Source organism: Kitasatospora sp. NPDC057738 (assembly GCF_042798815.1).
Lineage (GTDB): Bacteria > Actinomycetota > Actinomycetes > Streptomycetales > Streptomycetaceae > Kitasatospora > Kitasatospora lactacystinica.
The window spans coordinates 38,350-59,638 of sequence record NZ_JBHVJT010000061.1 but is presented as its reverse complement, the minus strand read 5'-3'; the positions used below and the strand labels follow the sequence as shown (position 1 = coordinate 59,638).

Below are 21,289 nucleotides of genomic sequence, written 5' to 3'. Positions count from 1 at the left end.
CCACCTGGTACGGCACCTCCTGCGTGGTGGCACCGGCCGGCCGGCGCAGGGTCAACGAGGCGATCTCGGCGACCGGTGCGCCCGACTGGTCGGCGAGGCCGATCGCGCAGGTGTCCTGGCCTGTCATGGTCAGCCGGACCCTGGCGTGCTCGGCGCCGCGCCACCAGGAGATCCCGGCGAAGGAGAACGGCATCTTCGCCCGGTCGTCGGCGACGGTCACGATCTGGATCGCGGCGTCGAGCAGGGCGGGGTGCAGGGCGAACCGGGTGTCGCCGGAGGGTACGGCCACCTCCGCGTAGAGGGTGTCGCCGTCGCGCCAGGCCGCTCGCAGGCCTTGGAAGGCCGTGCCGTAGGCGAATCCGGCGTCGGCCAGGTTGTCGTAGAAGGCGTCGAGGTCGACGGCTTCGGCCTGCGGCGGCCACTGCCGTGCCCAGGGCTCCGGTGGTGCGGCGGGTACGGCGGGTACGGCGCCCAGGGTGCCGGTGGCGTGCCGTACCCACTCGCCGTCCGCGCGCGAGTGGATCGAGACGCTGCGCCGGCCCGCCCGGTCGGGGCCGACGGTCACGGACACCTGCACACCGTCCGCGACCACCAGCGGTGTCTCCAGCGTCAGGTCCTCGACCGCCGGGCGGCCGACGTGTTCGCCGGCCCGGAGCGCCAGGTCCACGAACGCCGCGGCGGGCAGCAGGGGCGAGCCGGAGATGACGTGTTCGGTGAGCCACGGCTGCGCACCGGTGGCGAGGTGTCCCGTCAGCACCACGCCGTTGTCGTCGGGGAGTTCCATGGCGTCCCGCAGCAGCGGGTGGTCGATCCGGCCGTCGCCGGTCGGTGCCGGGGTGGTGGGGTGGAGCCAGTAGTGCTGGTGCTGGAAGGCGTACGAAGGCACGCGCACGTCCGACGTGCCCGCCGTCGTGGTCGCGGTCGTAGTCACCGGCGGCGTCCAGCGCACCGCGCCGTCCGCCCACAACCGCCCCAGCCCCGCGAACAGCCGCTCCGGAGAATCACCATCACGCCGCATCAACCCGGTCCCCACCAGCAGCGGATGCGGACCCACCTCCACGAATCCGGTCACACCCTGGCCCGTCAGCCATTCCACGGCATCGGCGAACCGGACCGGTTCCCGCACCTGACGCACCCAGTACCCGGGCTCGCCCATGTCCACCGGACGCCCCGCCACCGTCGAGACCACCGGGATCACCGGCTCACCGAACGACAGGCCCGCCGCCACCCGGCCCAGCTCCTCCAGCACCGGATCCATCCGCGCCGAATGGAACGCGTGACTGACCTCCAACCGCCGCACCCGGCGCCCGCGGCCACGCCACACCTCAGCGACCGCCTCGACCGCGGCCTCGTCCCCCGACACCACCACGCTGTCCGCCGAGTTGACCGCCGCCACCTCGGCCCCCGGCACCAGCGACCCCAGCACCTCCTCCGCCGACGCCCGGAGCGACACCATCACCCCACCACCGGGCAACTCCTGCATCAACCGGCCGCGTGCCCCCACCAGCACACACGCGTCCTCCAGCCCCAGGACCCCCGCCACATGGGCCGCCGCCACCTCACCGACCGAGTGCCCCACCACGAAGTCCGGCCGCACCCCCAGCCACTCCACCAACCGGAACAGCGCCACCTCCAGCGCGAACACCCCGGCCTGCGTGAACTCCGTCTCCCCGAGTACGCCTTCCTCGTCCTCGAACAGCACCTCCACCGGCAGGCCCAGCAACCCGCACACCTCGTCCAGCGCCCGGGCGAACACCGGGAACTCCCGGTACAGACCCCGCCCCATCCCCGCCCACTGACCACCCTGACCCGAGAACACGAACGCCGACCGGCCCTGGGAGGCAGTGCCCGTGACGATTCCGGGCTGTCCGTCGATCAGCGCGTCCAGGCCGGCCGGGTCCGTCAGCACGGCACGGTGCGGGAACCGGGCCCGCGCGGCCAGGTCCGCGGCCACCTCGGCCGGCGTGACCTCGGGGTGCTCGGCGAGGAACCCGCGCAGCCTGCGGGCCTGGTCGCGCAGGGCCTGCTCGGACTTGGCCGACAGCAGCCACGGCACCGGCACGACGGCTGCGGGCACGGAAGCGGCGGGGGACTCGGGCGACGTCTCCTCGGCCGGTTCCGGGGCCGGTGCCTCCAGGATCACGTGCGCGTTCGTACCGCTGATGCCGAACGCCGAGATGCCCGCGCGGCGCGGGTGGCCACTGTCGGGCCAGGGCCGGGCCTCGGTGAGCAGCCGGATGTTGCCGGACTCCCAGTCGACGTGCGAGGTCGGCGCGTCGACGTGCAGCGTCGGCGGCAGTTGACCGTGCCGCATCGCCATGACCATCTTGATCACGCCCGCCACACCGGCGGCGGCCTGGGTGTGGCCGATGTTCGACTTCACCGACCCCAGCCACAACGGCTCCACCCGGTCCTGACCGTAGGTCGCCAGCAGCGCCTGCGCCTCGATGGGGTCACCGAGCGTCGTCCCCGTTCCGTGCGCCTCCACCGCATTCACCTCGGACGGCTCCAACCCGGCATTGGCGAGGGCCTGACGGATCACCCGCTCCTGCGACGGACCGTTCGGCGCGGTCAGCCCGTTCGACGCCCCGTCCTGGTTCACCGCCGAACCCCGCACCACCGCCAGCACCCGGTGCCCGTTGCGGCGGGCGTCCGACAACCGCTCCAGCAGCACGACACCCGCACCCTCACCCCACGCCGTACCGTCAGCGGCCTCGGCGAACGCCTTCACCCGGCCGTCGGCCGCGAGCCCCCGCTGCCGCGAGAACTCGACGAACCCCGCCGGCGTCGCCATCACCGTCACACCGCCGGCCAGGGCCAGCGAGCACTCCCCCGAGCGCAGCGCCTGCGCCGCCAGATGGATCGCCACCAGCGACGACGAGCAAGCCGTGTCCACCGACACCGCCGGACCCTCCAGCCCCAGCAGGTACGACACCCGCCCGGAGGTCACACTCGTCGCCGTGCCCGTCGAGAGGTAGCCCTCCAGGTCGGGCGGCTGTGCCCCGGCGCCGTAGCCGGAGGCCCAGATGCCGGTGAAGACGCCGGTCCGGCTGCCCCGCAACGACGTCGGATCGATCCCCGCGTCCTCGAACGTCTCCCAGACCGTCTCCAGCAGCACCCGCTGCTGCGGATCCATCGCCAGCGCCTCACGCGGCGAGATCCCGAAGAACGCCGCGTCGAAGTCGCCGGCGGCGTCGAGGAAGCCGCCCCACCGCGTGTACGACCTCCCCGGACCACCGGCCGGGTCGTAGAGACGACCCACGTCCCACCCACGGTCCGACGGGAACTCACCCACCGCGTCCACGCCACCCGACACCAGGCGCCACAGCTCCTGCGCCGAGCCCACCCCGCCCGGATACCGGGCCCCCAACCCCACGACCACGACGGGGTCGTCCGACACCGGAACCCCGACCGGCACGGACACGGCAGGGGCCTGGCGCCGGGCACCGACCAGGAGGTCGCGCAGGTGGCCGGCCAGAGCGTCGGGGGTCGGGTGGTCGAAGACCATCGTCGCGGGCAGCCGTACCCCGGCGACCGCGGACAGCCGGTTGCGCAGTTCCACCGCGGTGAGCGAATCGAAGCCCAGGTCCTTGAAGGCCCGCTCGGCGCCGACGGCCGCGGTGTCGGGGTGGCCGAGGACCGCGGCCGTCTGGCCGGTGACCAGTGCCAGGACGCGGCTGTGCTGCTCGGTCTCGGGCAGGGCCGCCAGTTCCCTGCCCAGGCCCGGCCGGTCCGTGCGCCGGGCGGGCCGGGTACGGGCGAGGCGGCTGAGCAGGGGGCGGGTGGACGCCGCCGACAGGTCGAGGTGTGCGGGGACCAGCGCGGGATCGGCGGCGCCCAGGGCCAGGTCGAACAGTGCCAGCGCCTGGTCCGTGGGCATCGGCAGCACGCCGGCGCGGGCGAGGCGCCTGCGGTCGGTGTCGCTGAGGTGTTCGGTCAGCCCGCTGGCCTCGGCCCACTGTCCCCAGGCCAGCGACACGCCCGGCAGACCCAGGGCACGCCGGTGCACGGCGAGGGCGTCCAGGAAGGCGTTCGCGGCTGCGTAGTTCGCCTGGCCCGGGCCGCCCAGCACACCGGCGGCGGACGAGAAGAGCACGAATGCGCTCAGGCCGAGGTCCTTCGTCAGCTCGTGCAGGTGCCAGGCGGCGTCGGCCTTGGGCCGCAGCACCCGGTCGATCCGGCCGGGCGTCAGGGATTCGACGACGCCGTCGTCGAGCACACCGGCGGCGTGGACGACCGCGGTCAGCGGGTGCGCGGCCGGGATCGAGTCCAGTACGGCCGCCAGCGCGTCCCGGTCGGCCACGTCGCAGGCCACCACCTCGGCGTCGAAGTCCACCTCCGCCGCGGTCCTGCCGAGCAGGATCAGGTGCCGGATGCCGTGCCGGTCGCGCAGGTGCCGGGCGACGAGGCGGCCCAGCGTTCCGGTGCCTCCGGTGATCAGCACGGTGCCGTTCGGGTCGAGCGGGCTGGACGCCGCGGCCGCTTCGGCCCGTACCAGGCGGGCGGCACGGGCGGCGCCGTCGCGGACGACGAGCTGCGGTTCGTCCCCCGCGACGAGGACGCGGTCGTCGGTGTCGACGAGCACGAACCGGTCGGGGTGTTCCGCCTGGGCCGCGCGGACCAGGCCCCAGACGATGCTGGACGGCAGGTCGACGGGGTCCGGCCCGACCGCCCCGCGGGTCACTACGGCCAGCCGGCCGTCCCCGTCGCGCAGGAAGTCCTGGAGCACGCCCAGCGTCTCGGCGGCGACGGTGTGCGCGGCCGCCACGGGGTCTCCCGCCGGGGGCGTGACGTGGTGGACGGCCGGGGGTTCGCCAGTGCTCTCGACGGGCACCCAGTCGAGGCGGAAGAGCTGGTCGGTCCCGGCGACCGGCATGCCCGGCGGCCGGTGGCGCACGGTCAGCGCGTCGATCACCGCCAGCGGCCCGGATTCGTCGGCGAGCGCGACCCGGAAGGTGTCGGGGCCGGTGGGTGTGAGGCGGACCCGGGCCGTGGAGCCGGCTTTCCGCATCGACACCCCGGCGAAGGAGAACGGCAGCCGGCCGGCCGCCAGCAGGGTCAGCGGCTGGAGTGCGGCGTCGAGCAGCGCGGGGTGGAGACCGAAGCGGTCGCGGGTGTCGGCGGGCAGCGCCACCTCGGCATAGAGCTCGTCGCCCTGCCGCCGGATCTCGCGTACGCCCGCGAACACCGGCCCGTACTCGTAGCCCTGGGCGGCGAGGGTGTCGTAGAAGTCGGTCAGGTCGACGGGCTCACCGGCCGGCTGCCAGGGCTCGCCGGTGTCGTACGGGTGGGGGCGGCCGCCGGTCGCCAGCATGCCGGTGGCGTGCCGCAGCCAGGTGCCGCCCGTCCGGGAGTGCACGGTGACGGGGCGTCGGCCCGTCCCGTCCGGTGCGCCGACGACGACCTGGACCGGCACGGAACCGTCGTCCGGCAGGATCATGGGGGCTTCCAGCACCAGTTCGTCCAGGACGTCGCAGCCGGCCTGCCGGCCTGCGTGCATGGCGAGTTCGACGAACACGGTGCCGGGCAGCAGCACGGAGCCCAGGACGACGTGGTCGGCCAGCCAGGGCCGGGTGGCCGTCGAGAGCCGCCCCGTGAGCAGCACGCTCTGGTCCCCGGCCAGTTCGACGACGGCCCCGAGCAGCGGGTGGCCGGCCGATTCCAGTCCCGCCGCCGACACGTCGCCCTTCGCGGCGGCGGGGTCCAACCAGTACGGCCGGTGCTGGAAGGCGTACGTCGGCAGCGGGACGTGGTGGGGCTCGCCGGGGAGGACCGGCGTCCAGTCGACGGCCACGCCTTGCGTGTGCAGGCGCGCCAGGGCGAGGTGGAACTCCTGCCTGCCGCCGCCGCGGCGCAGCGTGCCGGTCGCCACGCCGTCCATCACCGGCACCAGTACGGGGTGCGGGCTGACCTCCACGAACACGCCGTGCCGGTCCCGCGCAAGGGCCTCGACGGCGAGGTCGAAGCGTACGGGTTCGCGGAGGTTGCGGTACCAGTAATCGGCGTCGAGGGCGGAGGTGTCGACCGGCTCGCCAGTGACGGTGGAGTAGAAGGGGACGTCCGCGGTCCTCGGCTCGATCCCGGCGAGGTCGGTGAGCAGTTGCTCGCGGATCGCCTCGACCTGGACGGAGTGGGCGGCGTAGTCGACGGGCAGGCGGCGGGCGCGGATGCCGTCGGCCTCACAGGCCGTCAGCAGTTCGTCCAGCGCGTCCAGGTCGCCCGATACCACCACGCTGTCCGCCGAGTTGACCACCGCCACCGTCAGCCGGCCGTCCCAGCGGGCCACGAACCCGGCGGCCCGCTCATGCCCGAGGCCTATGGAAACCATGCCGCCCTGGTCGGCCAGCACCGCCAGCGCCTTGCTGCGCAGGGCGACCACCTTCGCGGCGTCGTCCAGGGACAACGCCCCGGCCACGTACGCCGCCGCGATCTCCCCCTGCGAATGCCCCACGACGGCATCCGGTTCCACACCATGGGCACGCCACAACTCCGCCAGCGCCACCATCACCGCGAACAGCGCGGGCTGCACGACGTCGACCCGCTCCAGCGACCCACCACCGACCAGCACCTCCACCAACGACCAATCCGTGTACGGCGCCAACGCCGCCCCACACGCATCGATCGCCTCCCGGAACACCGGCTCCGAGCCGTACAACTCCCCACCCATACCCACCCACTGCGCCCCCTGCCCCGGGAACACGAACACCGACCGACCCGGCGAACCGGCCACCCCCGTGATGACGCGGGGGTCTCCGTCGGCGAGGGCGGCCAGTTCCGCCATGAGGTCGGTCCGGGTGCTGCCCACCAGGGCCGCCCGGTGGGCGAGCATGGTGCGGGTGGTGGCGAGGGCCCGGCCTATCGCGGCCGACCGGAGTCCGGGGTGGGCGGTGAGGTGGTCCGCGAGCCGTCGGGCCTGGGCGCGGAGGGCGTCGTCCGTCTTGCCGGACAGCAGCCATACGGTGGGCTCCGCGGAGTCGTCCGCGGCGGGTTGTTCGGGGGTTTCTTCCAGGAACTGTTCGATGACGACGTGGGCGTTGGTGCCGCTGGCCCCGAAGGCCGAGATGCCCGCGCGGCGGGGCCGCCCCGTCTCCGGCCACGGCCGGGCCTCGGTCAGCAGCCGGATGTCACCGGTGTCCCACTCGACGTGCGGCGTGGGCTCCTGGACGTGCAGCGTCGGCGGCAGTTCGGCGTGCCGCATCGCCATGACCATCTTGATCAGGCCGGCCGCGCCGGCCGCCGCCTGGGTGTGCCCGATGTTCGACTTCACCGACCCCAGCCACAACGGCTCCACCCGGTCCCGGCCGTAGGTCGCCAGCAGCGCCTGCGCCTCGATGGGGTCACCGAGCGTCGTCCCCGTACCGTGCGCCTCCACCGCGTCCACCTCGGACGGCTCCAACCCGGCATTGGCGAGAGCCTGCCGGATCACCCGCTCCTGGGAGAGGCCGTTGGGCGCGGTCAGGCCGTTGGACGCCCCGTCCTGGTTCACCGCCGAACCCCGCACCACCGCCAGCACCCGGTGCCCGTTGCGACGGGCGTCCGACAACCGCTCCAGCAGCACCAGCCCCGCACCCTCACCCCACGCCGTACCGTCGGCCGTCGACGAGAAGGGCTTGCACCGGCCATCAGGGGCCAGGGCACGCTGGCGGGAGAACTCCGTGAACTGCAGGGGCGTCACGCTCACGGTCACCCCGCCGGCCAGGGCGAGTGTGCACTCCCCCGAGCGCAGTGCCTGCGCGGCGAGGTGGATCGCCATCAGTGACGAGGAGCAGGCGGAGTCGACGGACACGGCCTGGCCCTGGAGGCCCAGCAGGTAGGAGACCCGGCCGGAGGTGATGCTCGGCGAGATGCCGGTGGCGAGGTAGCCCTCGGTGTCGGGCGGTGCCTGGTCGGGGCTGCCGACGTAGCCGGAGGACCAGATGCCGGTGAACACACCCGTCCGGCTGCCCCGCAACGACGTCGGATCGATCCCCGCGTCCTCGAACGTCTCCCACGCGGTCTCCAGCAGCACCCGCTGCTGCGGATCCATCGCCAACGCCTCACGCGGCGAGATCCCGAAGAAATCCGCGTCGAACCCCGCCGCGTCCGCGAGAAAACCACCCGACCGCGTGTACGACGTCCCGGGATGATCCGCGTCCGGATGGAACAACCCCTCGACGTCCCACCCGCGATCCGACGGGAACGCCCCGATCGCGTCCACCCCACCCGACACCAGGCGCCACAGCTCCTCGGGCGACCCCACCCCACCCGGCAACCGGCACCCCATGCCCACGATCACCACCGGATCGGCCTCACCACCCGCCGACACCTCCGGCGCCACCGGCACCACACTCTTTGCCGCACCGGAGAGTTCGGCCGTGAGGTGGTCGGCGAGGTCGGCGGGGGTGGGGTGGTCGAAGACGAGGGTCGCGGGCAGCCGCAGGCCGGTGGCGCCGGCAAGGCGGTTGCGCAGTTCGACGGAGGTCAGGGAATCGAAGCCGAGGTCGCGGAAGGCGAGTCCGGGGCTGATCGCGGCGGCGTCGGAGTGGCCGAGGACGGTGGCGGTGTGGGCGGCGACCAGGGACAGCAGGTCCGACGCGGGGGCCTTCGGCGTCGGCAGGGTCTGCGGCATCGAGAGGTCGGCCGTGGTCAGCGCGGGACGTCCGGAAGCCAGCGCGGTGTCGAACATGGCCAGGGCGCGTTCGGTGCTGATGGGGCGGATGCCCTGGCGGGCGAGGCGTTGGCGGTCGGCCGCGGTGAGGTGGGCGGTCATGCCGCTCTCCTGCTCCCAATAGCCCCAGGCCATCGACACGGCGGGCAGTCCGAGGGTCTGCCGGTGTGCGGCGAACGCGTCGAGGTAGGAGTTCGCGGCCGCGTAGCCGGCCTGGCCGGCGTTGCCGAGTACACCCGCGGCCGCGGAGAACAGCACGAAGGCGGCGAGGTGGTGCTCGCGGGTCAGCTCGTGCAGGTTCCAGGCGCCGTCGACCTTGGGACGCAGCACCCGGTCGAGCTGCTCTGCGGTCAGCCGTTCCACCACGGTGTCGTCGAGCACGCCGGCCGCGTGGACGACGGCGGTGAGCGGGTGCGCGGCCGGGATCGAGTCCAGTACGGCCGCCAGCGCGTCCCGGTCCGCGACGTCACAGGCCACGACCCGCACGTCGACGTCCCCTTGCGGCTCCAGGTGCGGCACCGCGCCGCCGCCGCGGCTGACGAGCAGCAGGTGCCGTACCCCGTAGCGGGACACCAGGTGCCGGGCGACGGCCCGGCCGAGGGTGCCGGTGCCGCCGGTGATCAGCACGGTGCCGTCGGGGTCGATCGGCCGGGGGACGGTGAGGACGATCTTGCCGGTGTGGCGGGCCTGGCTCATCAGCCGGAAGGAGGCGACGGCCTGGCGGAGGTCCGCGGCGGTGACCGGCAGCGGCTCCAGTGTCCCGTCGGCGACCATCGCCACGACCTTGGAGAGGATGTCGCCCTGCCGCGCGGGGTCGACGTCGTTGAGGTCGAAGGCCCGGTAGATCAGGCCCTCGGGTGAGCGGACGTCCGTCCTGCCCAGCTCGACGAACCGTCCGCCGTCGGCGAGCAGCCGCAGGGAGGCGTCGGTGAGTTCTCCCGCGAGCGAGTTGAGGACGACGTCCATGGCCGGGAACCGCTCGGCGAACCGGGTGTCGCGGGACGAACCGATGTGGTCGTCCGCCAGTCCGAGGCGCCGCAGGGTGTCCCACTTGGCGGGGCTCGCGGTGGCGAAGACCTCCGCGCCGCTGTTCAGGGCCAACCGGATGGCGGCCATGCCCACACCGCCCGCGCCGGAGTGGACCAGGACCCGGTCGCCGGGGCGCAGTTCGCCGAGGTCGAACAGCCCGTACCAGGCGGTGGTGAACGCGATGGGCACCGACGCCGCCTCGGTGAAGCTCCAGCCCTCGGGGATCGCCGTCAGGAGCCGGTGGTCGGCGACCGCGCGCGGCCCGAAGGCGCCGGGCATCATTCCCGTGACGCGGTCGCCGGGCCGCCAGGCCGTGACGCCGGGGCCGACCTCGATGACGGTGCCGGCCCCTTCGCCGCCCAACGGGGGCCGGTCCGGGTACATGCCGAGGGTGATGAGCACGTCGCGGAAGTTCAGGCCGGCCGCGCGTACGGCGACCCGTACCTGTCCGGGTTCCAGCGCGGCCTCCTGCCGGGGCAGCAGGGCCAGGTCGTCCAGTTGCCCGCTGCCGGCCTCGCTCAGCCGGTACGCGCCGTCGGGGGCGGTCGGTTCCGGCGCGTACCTGGCCTGCCGCGGCACCAGGACGCCTTCCCGGCGCAGGGCCAGTTCGGGTTCGTCGCCGGCCGTCATGGCGGCCAGGACCGCGTCCTCCTCGGACGCGTCGCCCATGTCGACCAGGACGAACCGGCCGGGGTGCTCGGCGGCGGCGCTGCGGATCAGGCCGCGTACGGCCGCGCCGGCCACGCCGCGGGTCAGGACGGCCAGGCGTGCGGCCGCCCGCTCCGGCTGCCCGGCCAGGAAGTCCTGGACGAGCGCGCGGGCCCGCTGGACGAGGGCGTGCACGGAGTCCGCGTCGGCTTCCGCGGCGAGTACCGGGCTCGGCACCACCTCGGTCGGTGGGCCCGCGATGAGGGGTACCCACCGGGTGTGCAGCACCGTGGCCCGGGCCTCGGCGGCCGGACGGACGGTCAGCGCGGTGATGTCCGCGACCGGGTTGCCGGACAGGTCGGTCAGGGTCGCGCGGTAGGTGCCGGTGCCCGTGCGGGCCAGGTGGACCCGGGCGGACGACACACCGGTGGTGTGCACGGCGACGCCGGAGAAGGAGAACGGCAGCCGGACCCGGGTGTCGGGGCTGAGCAGGATCAGCGGCTGGAGTGCGGCGTCCAGGAGCGCGGGGTGGATGCCGAAGCGGGCGCCGTCGGGGACGGACACCTCGGCGTACAGTTCGTCCTCGCCCCGCCACAACTCCCGCACGCCCCGGAACGCGGGTCCGTACTGGTATCCGAGTCCGGCGAGGTGGGCGTAGAACCCTTCGGGGTCCACGGGTTCGGCGTTCCTCGCGGGCCGGTCGGGGCGACCGGCCGTCACCTGGCCGCCGAGGGTTCCGGACGCGTGGCGGACCCAGCCGTCGCCGCCCTTGGCGTGCACGGTGACCGGTCGGCGGCCGGCGTCGTCCGGGGCGCCGACCGAGACCTGGATGTCCGTGGGTCTGTCCGAGAGCGCGAGGGGCAGGTGCAGGACGAAGTCGTCGAGGGTCCCGCCGGCCAGGGTGGCGAGTTCGAGGAAGGCGGTGCCCGGCAGCAGGACGGTGCCGTCGACGGCGTGGTCGGCCAGCCAGGGGTGGGTGCGGGTGGAGACGCGCCCACTGTGCACGGTGCTCCCGTCGGGCAGTTCGACCGTGGTGCCCGCCAGCGGGTGCCCGGTGCCGTGGTCGTCGGCCGCGGGGGTGAGCCAGTAGGTGCTGCGCTGGAAGGGGTAGCGCGGCAGCCTGACGCCGTGCGGGCGCTCGTGCGGCCAGGTCACGGCGACGCCCTGGACGTGGAGGCGGGCCAGGGCGGTGTGGAATTCCCCGATGGCGCCGTGGTCGCGGCGCAGGGTGCCGGTCGCCACGCCGTCCAGGTCCTGCACCAGCACCGGGTGCGGGCTGACTTCCACGAGCACCTCGTGGCCGTCGGCGGTGAGCCGGGCGGTGGCCAGGTCGAACCGTACGGGTTCGCGGAGGTTGCGGTACCAGTAATCGGCGTCGAGGGCTGAGGTGTCGACCGGCTCGCCGGTGACCGTGGAGTAGAACGGGATCGCCGCCGAGCGGGGCGTGATGTCGGCCAGTTCGGTGAGCAGTTGCTCGCGGATCGCCTCGACCTGCGCCGAGTGGGCGGCGTAGTCGACGGGGATGGCGCGGGCGCGTATGCCGTCCCTGGCGCAGGCTGCCAGCAGTTCGTCCAGGGCCCCGGGTTCGCCGGACACGACGACGGTCGAGGCGGAGTTGACCACCGCGACGGTGATCCGGTCGTCCCAGGGGCTCAGGTAGCCGGCGGCGTCGTCCGCGGACAGCGCGACCGAGACCATGCCGCCGTGTCCGGCCAGGGCGACCAGGGCCTTGCTGCGCAGGGCGACCACCCTGGCGGCGTCGTCCAACGACAACGCCCCCGCCACGTACGCCGCCGCGATCTCCCCCTGCGAATGCCCGACGACGGCATCAGGCTCCACACCATGGGCACGCCACAACTCCGCCAGCGCCACCATCACCGCGAACAGGGCGGGCTGCACCACATCCACCCGCTCCAGCGAACCACCGCCGGTCAGCACCTCCACCAACGACCAATCCGTGTACGGCGCCAACGCCGCGTCACACGCATCGATCGCCTCCCGGAACACCGGCTCCGAGCCGTACAACTCCCCACCCATACCCACCCACTGCGCACCCTGACCCGGAAACACGAACACCGACCGACCCACCGGGCGGGCGGTCCCGGTGACCAGACCCGGCGCCGTGCCGCCCTCGGCCAGGGCGTCCAGGGCCGCGGCGGTGCCCACCACCACGGCCCGGTGCTCGAACACGGTGCGGGCGGCCAGAGCGCCCCCGACCGCCGCCGGGCTCACCTCGGGATGCGAAGCGGTGAAGGCGCCCAGCCGGCGCGCCTGCTCCCGCAACGCCGCCTCGGACCGGGCCGACAGCGGCCAGAGGACCTGGTCGTCCGCGCGGCCCCGGGGGGAGGGTGCGGCGGAGTCGGCCTCGGCGGGCTGTTCGGGGATGCTCTGCTCGATAATGACGTGGGCGTTGGTGCCGCTGATGCCGAAGGCGGAGACGGCGGCCCGCCGTGGCCGCCCGGTCCCGGGCCAGACGACCGGTTCGGTGAGCAGGCGGACCGCGCCGGAGGCCCAGTCGACGTGCGGGGTGGGCGCGTCCACGTGGAGGGTCCGAGGCAGTTCGCCGTGCCGCATCGCCATGACCATCTTGATCAGGCCGGCCGCGCCGGCCGCCGCCTGGGTGTGGCCGATGTTCGACTTCACCGACCCCAGCCACAACGGCTCGTCCCGGTCCCGGCCGTACGTCGCCAGCAGCGCCTGCGCCTCGATGGGATCGCCGAGAGTCGTCCCCGTACCGTGGGCCTCCACCGCGTCCACCTCGGACGGCTCCAACCCGGCATTGGCGAGGGCCTGACGGATCACCCGCTCCTGGGAGGGGCCGTTCGGCGCGGTCAGGCCGTTGGAGGCGCCGTCCTGGTTGGTGGCAGAGCCCCGGACGACCGCCAGCACCTCGTGGCCGTTGCGGCGGGCGTCGGACAGGCGTTCCAGCAGCAGCAGGCCCGCGCCCTCGGCCCAGCCCGCCCCGTCGGCCGCGGCGGCGAAGGACTTGCTGCGGCCGTCGGGCGCGCTCGCCCCCTGCCGGGACATCTCGGTGAACAGCGTGGGTGCCGCGTTGACGGTGACGCCGCCGGCCAGGGCCAAGGAGCATTCTCCCGAGCGCAGCGCCTGGGCGGCCAGGTGCAGGGCCACCAGGGACGACGAGCAGCCGGTGTCCAGGGACAGTGCCGGGCCGAGCAGGCCCAGCTGGTACGCCAGCCGGCCGGACCCCACGCTCGACGCGGTGCCGGTGACCTGGTAGCCCTCCAGGTCGTCGGGGACCGGCCCGGCGGCGTAGCCGGTGGACCACATGCCGGTGAACACGCCGGTGGGTGTGCCCTCCAGCGCGGTCGGGTCGATACCGGCGTACTCGATGGTCTCCCACGCGGTCTCCAGCAGGATGCGCTGCTGCGGGTCCATGGCGAGCGCCTCGCGGGGCGATATCCCGAAGAACGCCGTGTCGAAGTCTCCGGCGGCGTCGAGGAAGCCGCCCTGGGACGTGCTCGACGTGCGGGGGCGGCTTCCCGTCGGGTCGTACAGGCGGTCGATGTCCCATCCCCGGTCGGCCGGGAAGTCGCCGACCGCGTCCACGCCGTCCGCGACCAGCCGCCACAGGTCCTCGGGGGTACCGACGCCTCCGGGGTAGCGGCAGCCCATGCCGATGACCGCGATCGGCTCGTCCGTCGCGGCCGGGGCCGGGGCCCGCGGCGCGTCCTGCTCGCCGGACCCGCCGGACAGGTGGGCGGCCAGCCGCGCCGGGGTGGGGTGGTCGAAGACGAGGGTGGCGGGCAGCTGCGTCCCGAGCGCGGCGGTCAGGCGGTTGCGCAGTTCCACCGCGGTCAGTGAGTCGAAGCCCAGGTCCTTGAACGCCCGCCGGGGGTCGAGCCGCTCGGGGGTGGCGTGTCCCAGCACCCCGGCGACGTGGGTGGTGATCAGCTCCAGCAGGTCGGTGCCGCCAGCGGGGGGCACGGGTCGGGGGGCCTGCGGCCGGCTGTGGGCCTCGGGCAGGTCCCGCAGCAGCCGGCTCGGCCGCGCGTGGGTGTAGGCGCGGGCGAACTGTGCCCAGTCGGCCTCGGTGACGACCGCGAGGGCCTCGTCGTGGTCGAGGACGTCCTGCAGCGCGTCGAGTGCCCGGCCCGGGTCCAGTTCGCCGAGGCCGAGCAGGGCGCGCTGGTGCCGCACGGGCTCCAGGTCCGCCATGCCGCCTTCGGCCCAGATGCCCCACGCGACGGAGGTCGTGGCGCGGCCCTGGGCCCGGTGCTGTGCGGCCAGGGCGTCGAGGAAGGCGTTGCCGGCGGCGTAGGCCGCGCCGTGGCCGTCGCCCCACACGCCCGCGGTGGAGGAGAACAGGACGAAGGCGTCGAGGTCGGGCAGGAGTTCCGCCAGGTTCGCCGCCCCGGCGACCTTGGCCGTGACGACCTCGGCGAACTCCGCCGGTGTCGTGTCGGCCAGCCTGGTCGCCCTGATCACGCCGGCGGTGTGGAAGACCGCGCGGATGCCGCCGACGCGCGCGACGAGGTCCCGCAGGGCGTCCCGGTCGGCCACGTCGCACGCCGCCACGGTCACCCGCGCCCCGGCTGCCTCCAGTTCGTCGCGCAGGCCGGCCGCGCCGGGTGCGTCGGGGCCGCGGCGGGAGGCCAGCACGATGTGCTCCGCGCCCTGCCGCGCGAGGCGGCGGGCCAGATGACCGCCGAGCGCGCCGGTGCCGCCGGTGACCAGCATCGTGCCCCGCGGCCGCCAGGGCCGCGCGGCCGGGCCCGATGAGGCCTTGCGGCGCAGCCGCTTGGCGAAGCGCCGGGTGCCGCGGATCGCCACCTGGTCCTCGCCCGTGCCGGCGAGCACGACGAGCAGCGCGTTCACGCTCTCCTCGTCGGGCACGGCGGGAAGGTCGACCAGGCCGCCCCAGCCGTGCGGGAACTCCAGCGCCGCGGACGCGCCGGTGCCCCACGCCAGGGCCTGGGCCGGGCTGGTGACCGGGTCGGTGCCCGAGGTGCTCACGGCGCCGCTGGTCGCGCACCACAGCGGGACGGCCGCCGTCCTCACCGGGTCCGGGCTGCGCACCGGACCCAGGGTGCGGACCAGGTCCAGGGTGCGGACCAGGCCCGCCGGGAGCACCGGGTGGTCGGGGTGCGGCTCCTCGTCCAGCGCCAGCAGCGACAGCACACCGTCCGGCCCGGGCCGGGCGTCCCCGGTGCCGGCCGCGTCCCAGGTGTCGGCCGCATCCCAGGTGTCGGCCACCGCGAAGCCCCGTTCGCGCAGGGCCTCGGCCCACGGGTGCCCGGTCGTGGCCAGGACGAGCCAGCGATCCGGGTCCACCGGGGCCGCGGTACCGCTCGTCGGCGTCCATGCCACCTCGTACCGCCAGTCGTCACGGGGCACCGGCGGGGTCGCGGTCACCCAGTAGGGCTCGCGCTGGAAGGCGTACGTGGGCAGGTCCGCCCCGGGTGCGGTGCGGGGCAGCACCGGCTTCCAGTCGACGTCGGCTCCGGCGGCGTAGAGGCGTCCCGCCGCGGCGAGGAACTCGGTGAGGCCGCCGTGGTCGCGGCGCAGTGTTCCGGTGGCGGCGACATCCAGCGCGGGCAACAGCACGGGGTGCGGGCTGACCTCCAGGAACAGGTCGTGGCCGTCGGCGGTGAGCCGGGCGGTGGCCAGGTCGAACCGTACGGGTTCGCGGAGGTTGCGGTACCAGTAGCCGGCGTCGAGGGCGGAGGTGTCGACCGGTTCCGCGGTGACGGTGGAGTAGAAGGGGACGTCCGCGGTTCTCGGCTCGATCCCGGCCAGTTCGGTGAGCAGTTGCTCGCGGATCGCCTCGACCTGGACGGAGTGGGCGGCGTAGTCGACGGGCAGGCGGCGGGCGCGGATACCGTCGGCCTCGCAGGCGGCCAGCAGTTCGTCCAGCACGTCGAGGCCGCCGGACACCACGACCGCCGCGGGTCCGTTCACCACGGCGGTGGTCAGCCGCTCGCCCCAGCGGGCCAGGTAGCCGGCGGCCTGTTCGACGGACAGCGCGAGGGACACCATGCCGCCCCGGCCGGCGATGACGGCCAGCGCCCTGGACCGCAACGCCACGACCTTGGCGGCGTCGCCCAGCGACAGCGCGCCGGCGACGTACGCGGCGGCGATCTCCGCCTGGGAGTGGCCGACCACGGCGTCCGGCTGCACGCCGTAGGACCGCCACAGGTCGGCCAGCGCCACCATGACGGCGAACAGGGCCGGCTGCACCACGTCGACGCGGTCCAGCGAGCCGTGGCGCAGTTCGTCGACCAGCGACCAGTCGGTGTACGGGGCCAGGGCGGCGGCGCAGGCGTCGATGCCGGCGCGGAAGACCTCGGACTGCTCGTACAGGTCACGGCCCATGCCCGCCCACTGCGCCCCCTGTCCGGGGAAGACGAACACGGTCCCGCCGGTACGGGCAGGCAGGCCAGGCACGCCCAGCAGTCCCGGCAGTCCCGGCGGGAGCGCGGCCAGGCCGGACAGCAGGTCGTCCCGGTCGGCGCCGACCACCGCGGCCCGGTGCTCGAACCGGGTGCGGGCGGCCAGCGCGCGGCTGATCGCGGCGGCCGGGACGTCGGGGTGGGCGGTCGCGTACGCGTACAGCCGCTCGGCCTGGGCGCGCAGCGCGGCGTCGGTCTTCGCGGACAGCAGCCAGGCGGTGGGGGCGGCCCGGTCGGCGGCTTCGGGAAGGGGGCCGGGGTCCGGGTCGGAGGACTGCTCGATGCTGCTCTGCTCGACAATGAGGTGGGCGTTGGTGCCGCTGATGCCGAAGGCCGAGATGCCCGCGCGGCGCGGGTGCTCGTGCTCCGGCCACGGCCGGGCCTCGGTCAGCAGCCGGACGCCGCCGGAGGCCCAGTCGACGTGCGGGGAGGGGGCGTCCACGTGCAGGGTCCGAGGCAGTTCGCCGTGCCGCATCGCCATGACCATCTTGATCAGGCCCGCGACGCCGGCGGCGGCCTGGGTGTGGCCGATGTTCGACTTCACCGACCCCAGCCACAACGGCTCCACCCGCCCCTGACCGTACGTCGCCAGCAGCGCCTGCGCCTCGATGGGATCGCCGAGGGCGGTGCCGGTGCCGTGGGCCTCCACCGCGTCCACCTCGGAGGGCTCCAACCCGGCGTTCGCCAACGCCTGACGGATCACCCGCTCCTGCGACGGACCGTTCGGCGCGGTCAACCCGTTGGACGCGCCGTCCTGGTTCACCGCCGAGCCCCGGACGACCGCCAGCACCCGGTGGCCGTTGCGGCGGGCGTCCGACAGACGTTCCAGCAGCACGACACCCGCGCCCTCGGCCCAGCTGGTGCCGTCGGCCGCGGCGGCGAAGGGCTTGCTGCGGCCGTCCGCCGCGAGGCCGTGCTGGCGGGAGAACTCGGTGAAGCCCAGCGGTGTCGCCATGATCGTGACGCCGCCGGCGAGCGCCAGCGAGCACTCGCCCGCGCGCAGGGCCTGGGCGGCCAGGTGGACGGCGACCAGGGAGGACGAGCAGGCGGTGTCCACGGACAGCGCCGGACCGCGCAGCCCGAGGTGGTAGGCGACCCGGCCGGACGTGACGCTGGTCGCGACGCCGGTGAACAGGTAGCCCTCCAGGTCCTCCGGCAGGCCCGGCCCGGTCGCGTAGCCGGACGACCAGACGCCGGTGAACACGCCGGTGTGGCCGCCGCGCAGCGAGGCCGGGTCGATTCCGGCGTGCTCGAACGTCTCCCAGGCCGTCTCCAGCACGAGCCGCTGCTGCGGGTCCATGGCGAGCGCCTCGCGGGGCGAGATGCCGAAGAACGGAGCGTCGAAGCCGGCCACCGCGTCCAGGAACCCGCCCCGGTTGGTGTACGTGGTGCCCGGGCCGCGCAGGTCCGGGTCGTACAGGCCGCCCAGGTCCCAGCCGCGGTCGTCCGGGAAGTCGCCGATCGCGTCCACGCCCTCAGCGACGAGCCGCCACAGGTCGTCCGGCGAGGCCACCCCGCCGGGGAGGCGGCAGCCCATCCCCACGATGACGACCGGGTCGTCGTGGGCGGCCGCGGCAGCGGGGGCGGCTTGGGCGGCGGAGGCCGGCCGGTCGCCGGGGCCGGTGCGCAGCCAGTCGATCAGCTCCGCGGGCGTCGGGTGGTCGAAGACGAGACCGGAGGGCAGTTGCCGGTCCAGGGCGCCGGCCAGGCGGTTGCGCAGTTCGAGCCCGGTGACCGAGTCGAAGCCGAGGTCCTTGAAGGTGAGCGCGGGATCGATGTCCGCGGGGTTCTCGTGGCCCAGCACGAGCGCGATCTGCTCGGTGACCACGGCGGCCGCGTCGACCGTGCTGCCCGACTCGGGGTCGCCGGTGTCCGTGCCGCCCGTGTCCCTGCCGCCCGCGTCGGTGTCGCGGGTCTCCGGGCCGCCGTCCGGCCGGCCGGGCGCGGCGGTCTCCGCGGCGTGCGTCCCCGGGGCGGCCGGGGTCCGTCCGCTCTGCCCGGCTGTCGCTTCGGGCAGCCAGTACGAACGGCGTTGGAAGGCGTACGTGGGCAGGTCGACCGGCGCGGCCCCGGCGACGGCCGGGGACCAGTCGACCGGCACGCCGGCCACGAACAGCCGGGACAGCGCGGTCAGGAAGACGTCCGGCCCGCCCCGGTCACGGCCCAGCGTGCCGGTGGCGACGCCGGGCACGCCGGTCCGCTCGCGGGCCTGTTCCAGGGTCTGTTCGAGGGCGGGCAGCAGCACCGGGTGCGGGCTGACCTCGACCACGACGTCGTGCCCGTCCGCCAGCAGTGCGGCGGTGGCCAGGTCGAAGCGGACCGGCTCGCGCACGTTGCGGTACCAGTAGCCGGCGTCGAGCTCCGTGGTGTCGTCGAGGAGGCCACCGGTGACCGCGGAGTAGTACGGGATGGTGCCCTGCCGCGGCCGCACACCGTCCAGTTCGGTGAGCAGCCGCTCGCGGATCGCCTCGACGTGCGCGGAATGGGAGGCGTAGTCCACCGGGACGACGCGTGCGCGGACACCGTCCGCCGCGCAGGACTCGACCAGTTCGGACAGGGCCTGCGGGTCGCCGGACACCACGACCGAGCCGGTGGCGTTGACCACGGCGACCGTCAGCGCGCCGCCCCAGCGCGACACGTGGTCCTCGGCCCGCTCGGCGGACAGGGCCACGGACACCATGCCGCCCCGGCCGGTCAGCGCCACCAGCGCGCGGCTGCGCAGTGCCACGATCCGGGCCGCGTCGGACAGCGACAGCGCGCCCGCGACGTATGCCGCGGCGATCTCGCCCTGCGAGTGCCCGACCACCGCGTCGGGCTCGACGCCGAAGGAGCGCCACAGTGCCGCCAGGGACACCATCACCGCGAACAGGGCGGGCTGCACGACGTCCACCCGGTCGAGCGGAGCGCCGTCCAGGACATCGGCCAGGGACCAGTCGGTGTACGGGGCCAGGGCCTGGGCGCACTCGTCCATGGCGGCCCGGAAGACGGGGTACGCGGCGTACAGCTCCCGGCCCATGCCGACCCACTGCGCACCCTGGCCGGGGAACACGAAGACGGTACGGCCCGGGGTGCCGGCCCGGCCGGCGGCGGCCTGGACGGAGTCGAGCAGGACCGCGCGGTGCGCGAAGCGGGTTCTGGTGGTGGCCAGCGCGTGCGCGACCTCGGCGCCGGTCAGGTCCGGGTGGCTGCGCACGTGCTCGCGCAGGCGCTCGATCTGCGCTCGCAGCGCCTGCTTGGTCCGCGCCGTGACGATCCACGGCGCCGGCCGGGCCTCGGGGGCGGGCCGCCGGGCCGGCGGCCCGGCCGCATCGGGCGCCTGCTCGACGATCACGTGCGCGTTGGTGCCGCCCATACCGAACGACGACACGCCGGCGAGCAGGGGCGCGTCCGGCCGCGGCCAGGGGGTCAGAGCGGTCTGGACCCGCAGCGCCAGTGCGTCGAGAGGGATGCCGGGATTGGGGGTTTCGTGATTCAGGCTCGGCGGCAGTGCGCGGTGGTACACGCTGAGGACGGCCTTGAGCAGACCGACGATGCCCGCGGCGCCTTCCAGATGGCCGACGTTCGTCTTGGCGGATCCGACCCGCAGGGCGCCGTCGGCGTCGCCGGACCCGGCCGGGTCGCGGTAGGCCGCCGCGAGGGCGGCGGCCTCGACGGGGTCGCCGACAGCGGTGCCGGTGCCGTGCAGCTCCACGTACTGCACATCCGCGGGACGCACGCCGGCGCGGGCCAGTGCCTCGCGGATGACCTGTTCCTGGGCCTGCGCGCTGGGCACGGTCAGGCTCCGTGTGGCGCCGTCGTTGTTGACCGCGCTGCCCCGGACGACACCGTAGACGCGGTCCCCGTCGGCCAGGGCCCGACCCAGCGGTTTCAGGACGAGGAAGGCGCCGCCCTCGCCGCGGACGAAGCCGTTGGCCCGGGCGTCGAAGGTGAAGCAGCGGTCGTCCGGGGACAGACCGCCGAACTCCGCCGCTCCCTCCTCTCGGGCGGCGGTCAGGTTGAGGTTCACCCCGCCGGCCAGGGCGAGCGCCGACTCGCCGCGGCGCAGGCTCTCGACCGCCAGATGCACCGCGACCAGCGCCGACGACTGGGCCGTGTCGACCGTCATGCTCGGTCCGCGCACACCGAGGAAGTGCGAGACGCGGTTGGCGATGACGCCCCGGCTGGTGCCGGTCAGCGTGTGCGGCGTGATGTGACCGGGGTAGGCCAGCGACGTGTAGTCCTCCCACATCGAGCCGACGAACACCCCCGTCGGACTGCCCGTCAGCGTGCCCGGCACGATCCGGGCGTCCTCCAGGGCCTCCCAGGCGAGTTCGAGCATGAGCCGCTGCTGCGGGTCCATGCCGGCGGCCTCACGGGGGGACACACCGAAGAACGCGGCGTCGAAGCCGTCCACCCGGTCCAGGTAGCCGCCGTGCCGTACGCCCTGTCGGCCCGCGGGCGGCGCGGTGATCGCGTCGGACCCGTCGCACAGCAGTCGCCAGAACGCCTCCGGATCCGGGGCTTTCGGCAGCCTGCCCGCCATTCCGATGACAGCGACACGATCAGCGTCCGAATC

At 74.6% G+C, this 21,289-nt stretch carries 1 protein-coding gene; it reads right to left on the bottom strand.

What is annotated here, in order from left to right; genetic code table 11:
- The coding region (locus ACFVGO_RS28535) for an SDR family NAD(P)-dependent oxidoreductase (RefSeq protein WP_380634888.1) at nt 1-21,256 on the bottom strand (21,256 nt) is incomplete at its 3' end.
- Between the last annotated feature and the right edge of the window lie 33 nt (nt 21,257-21,289).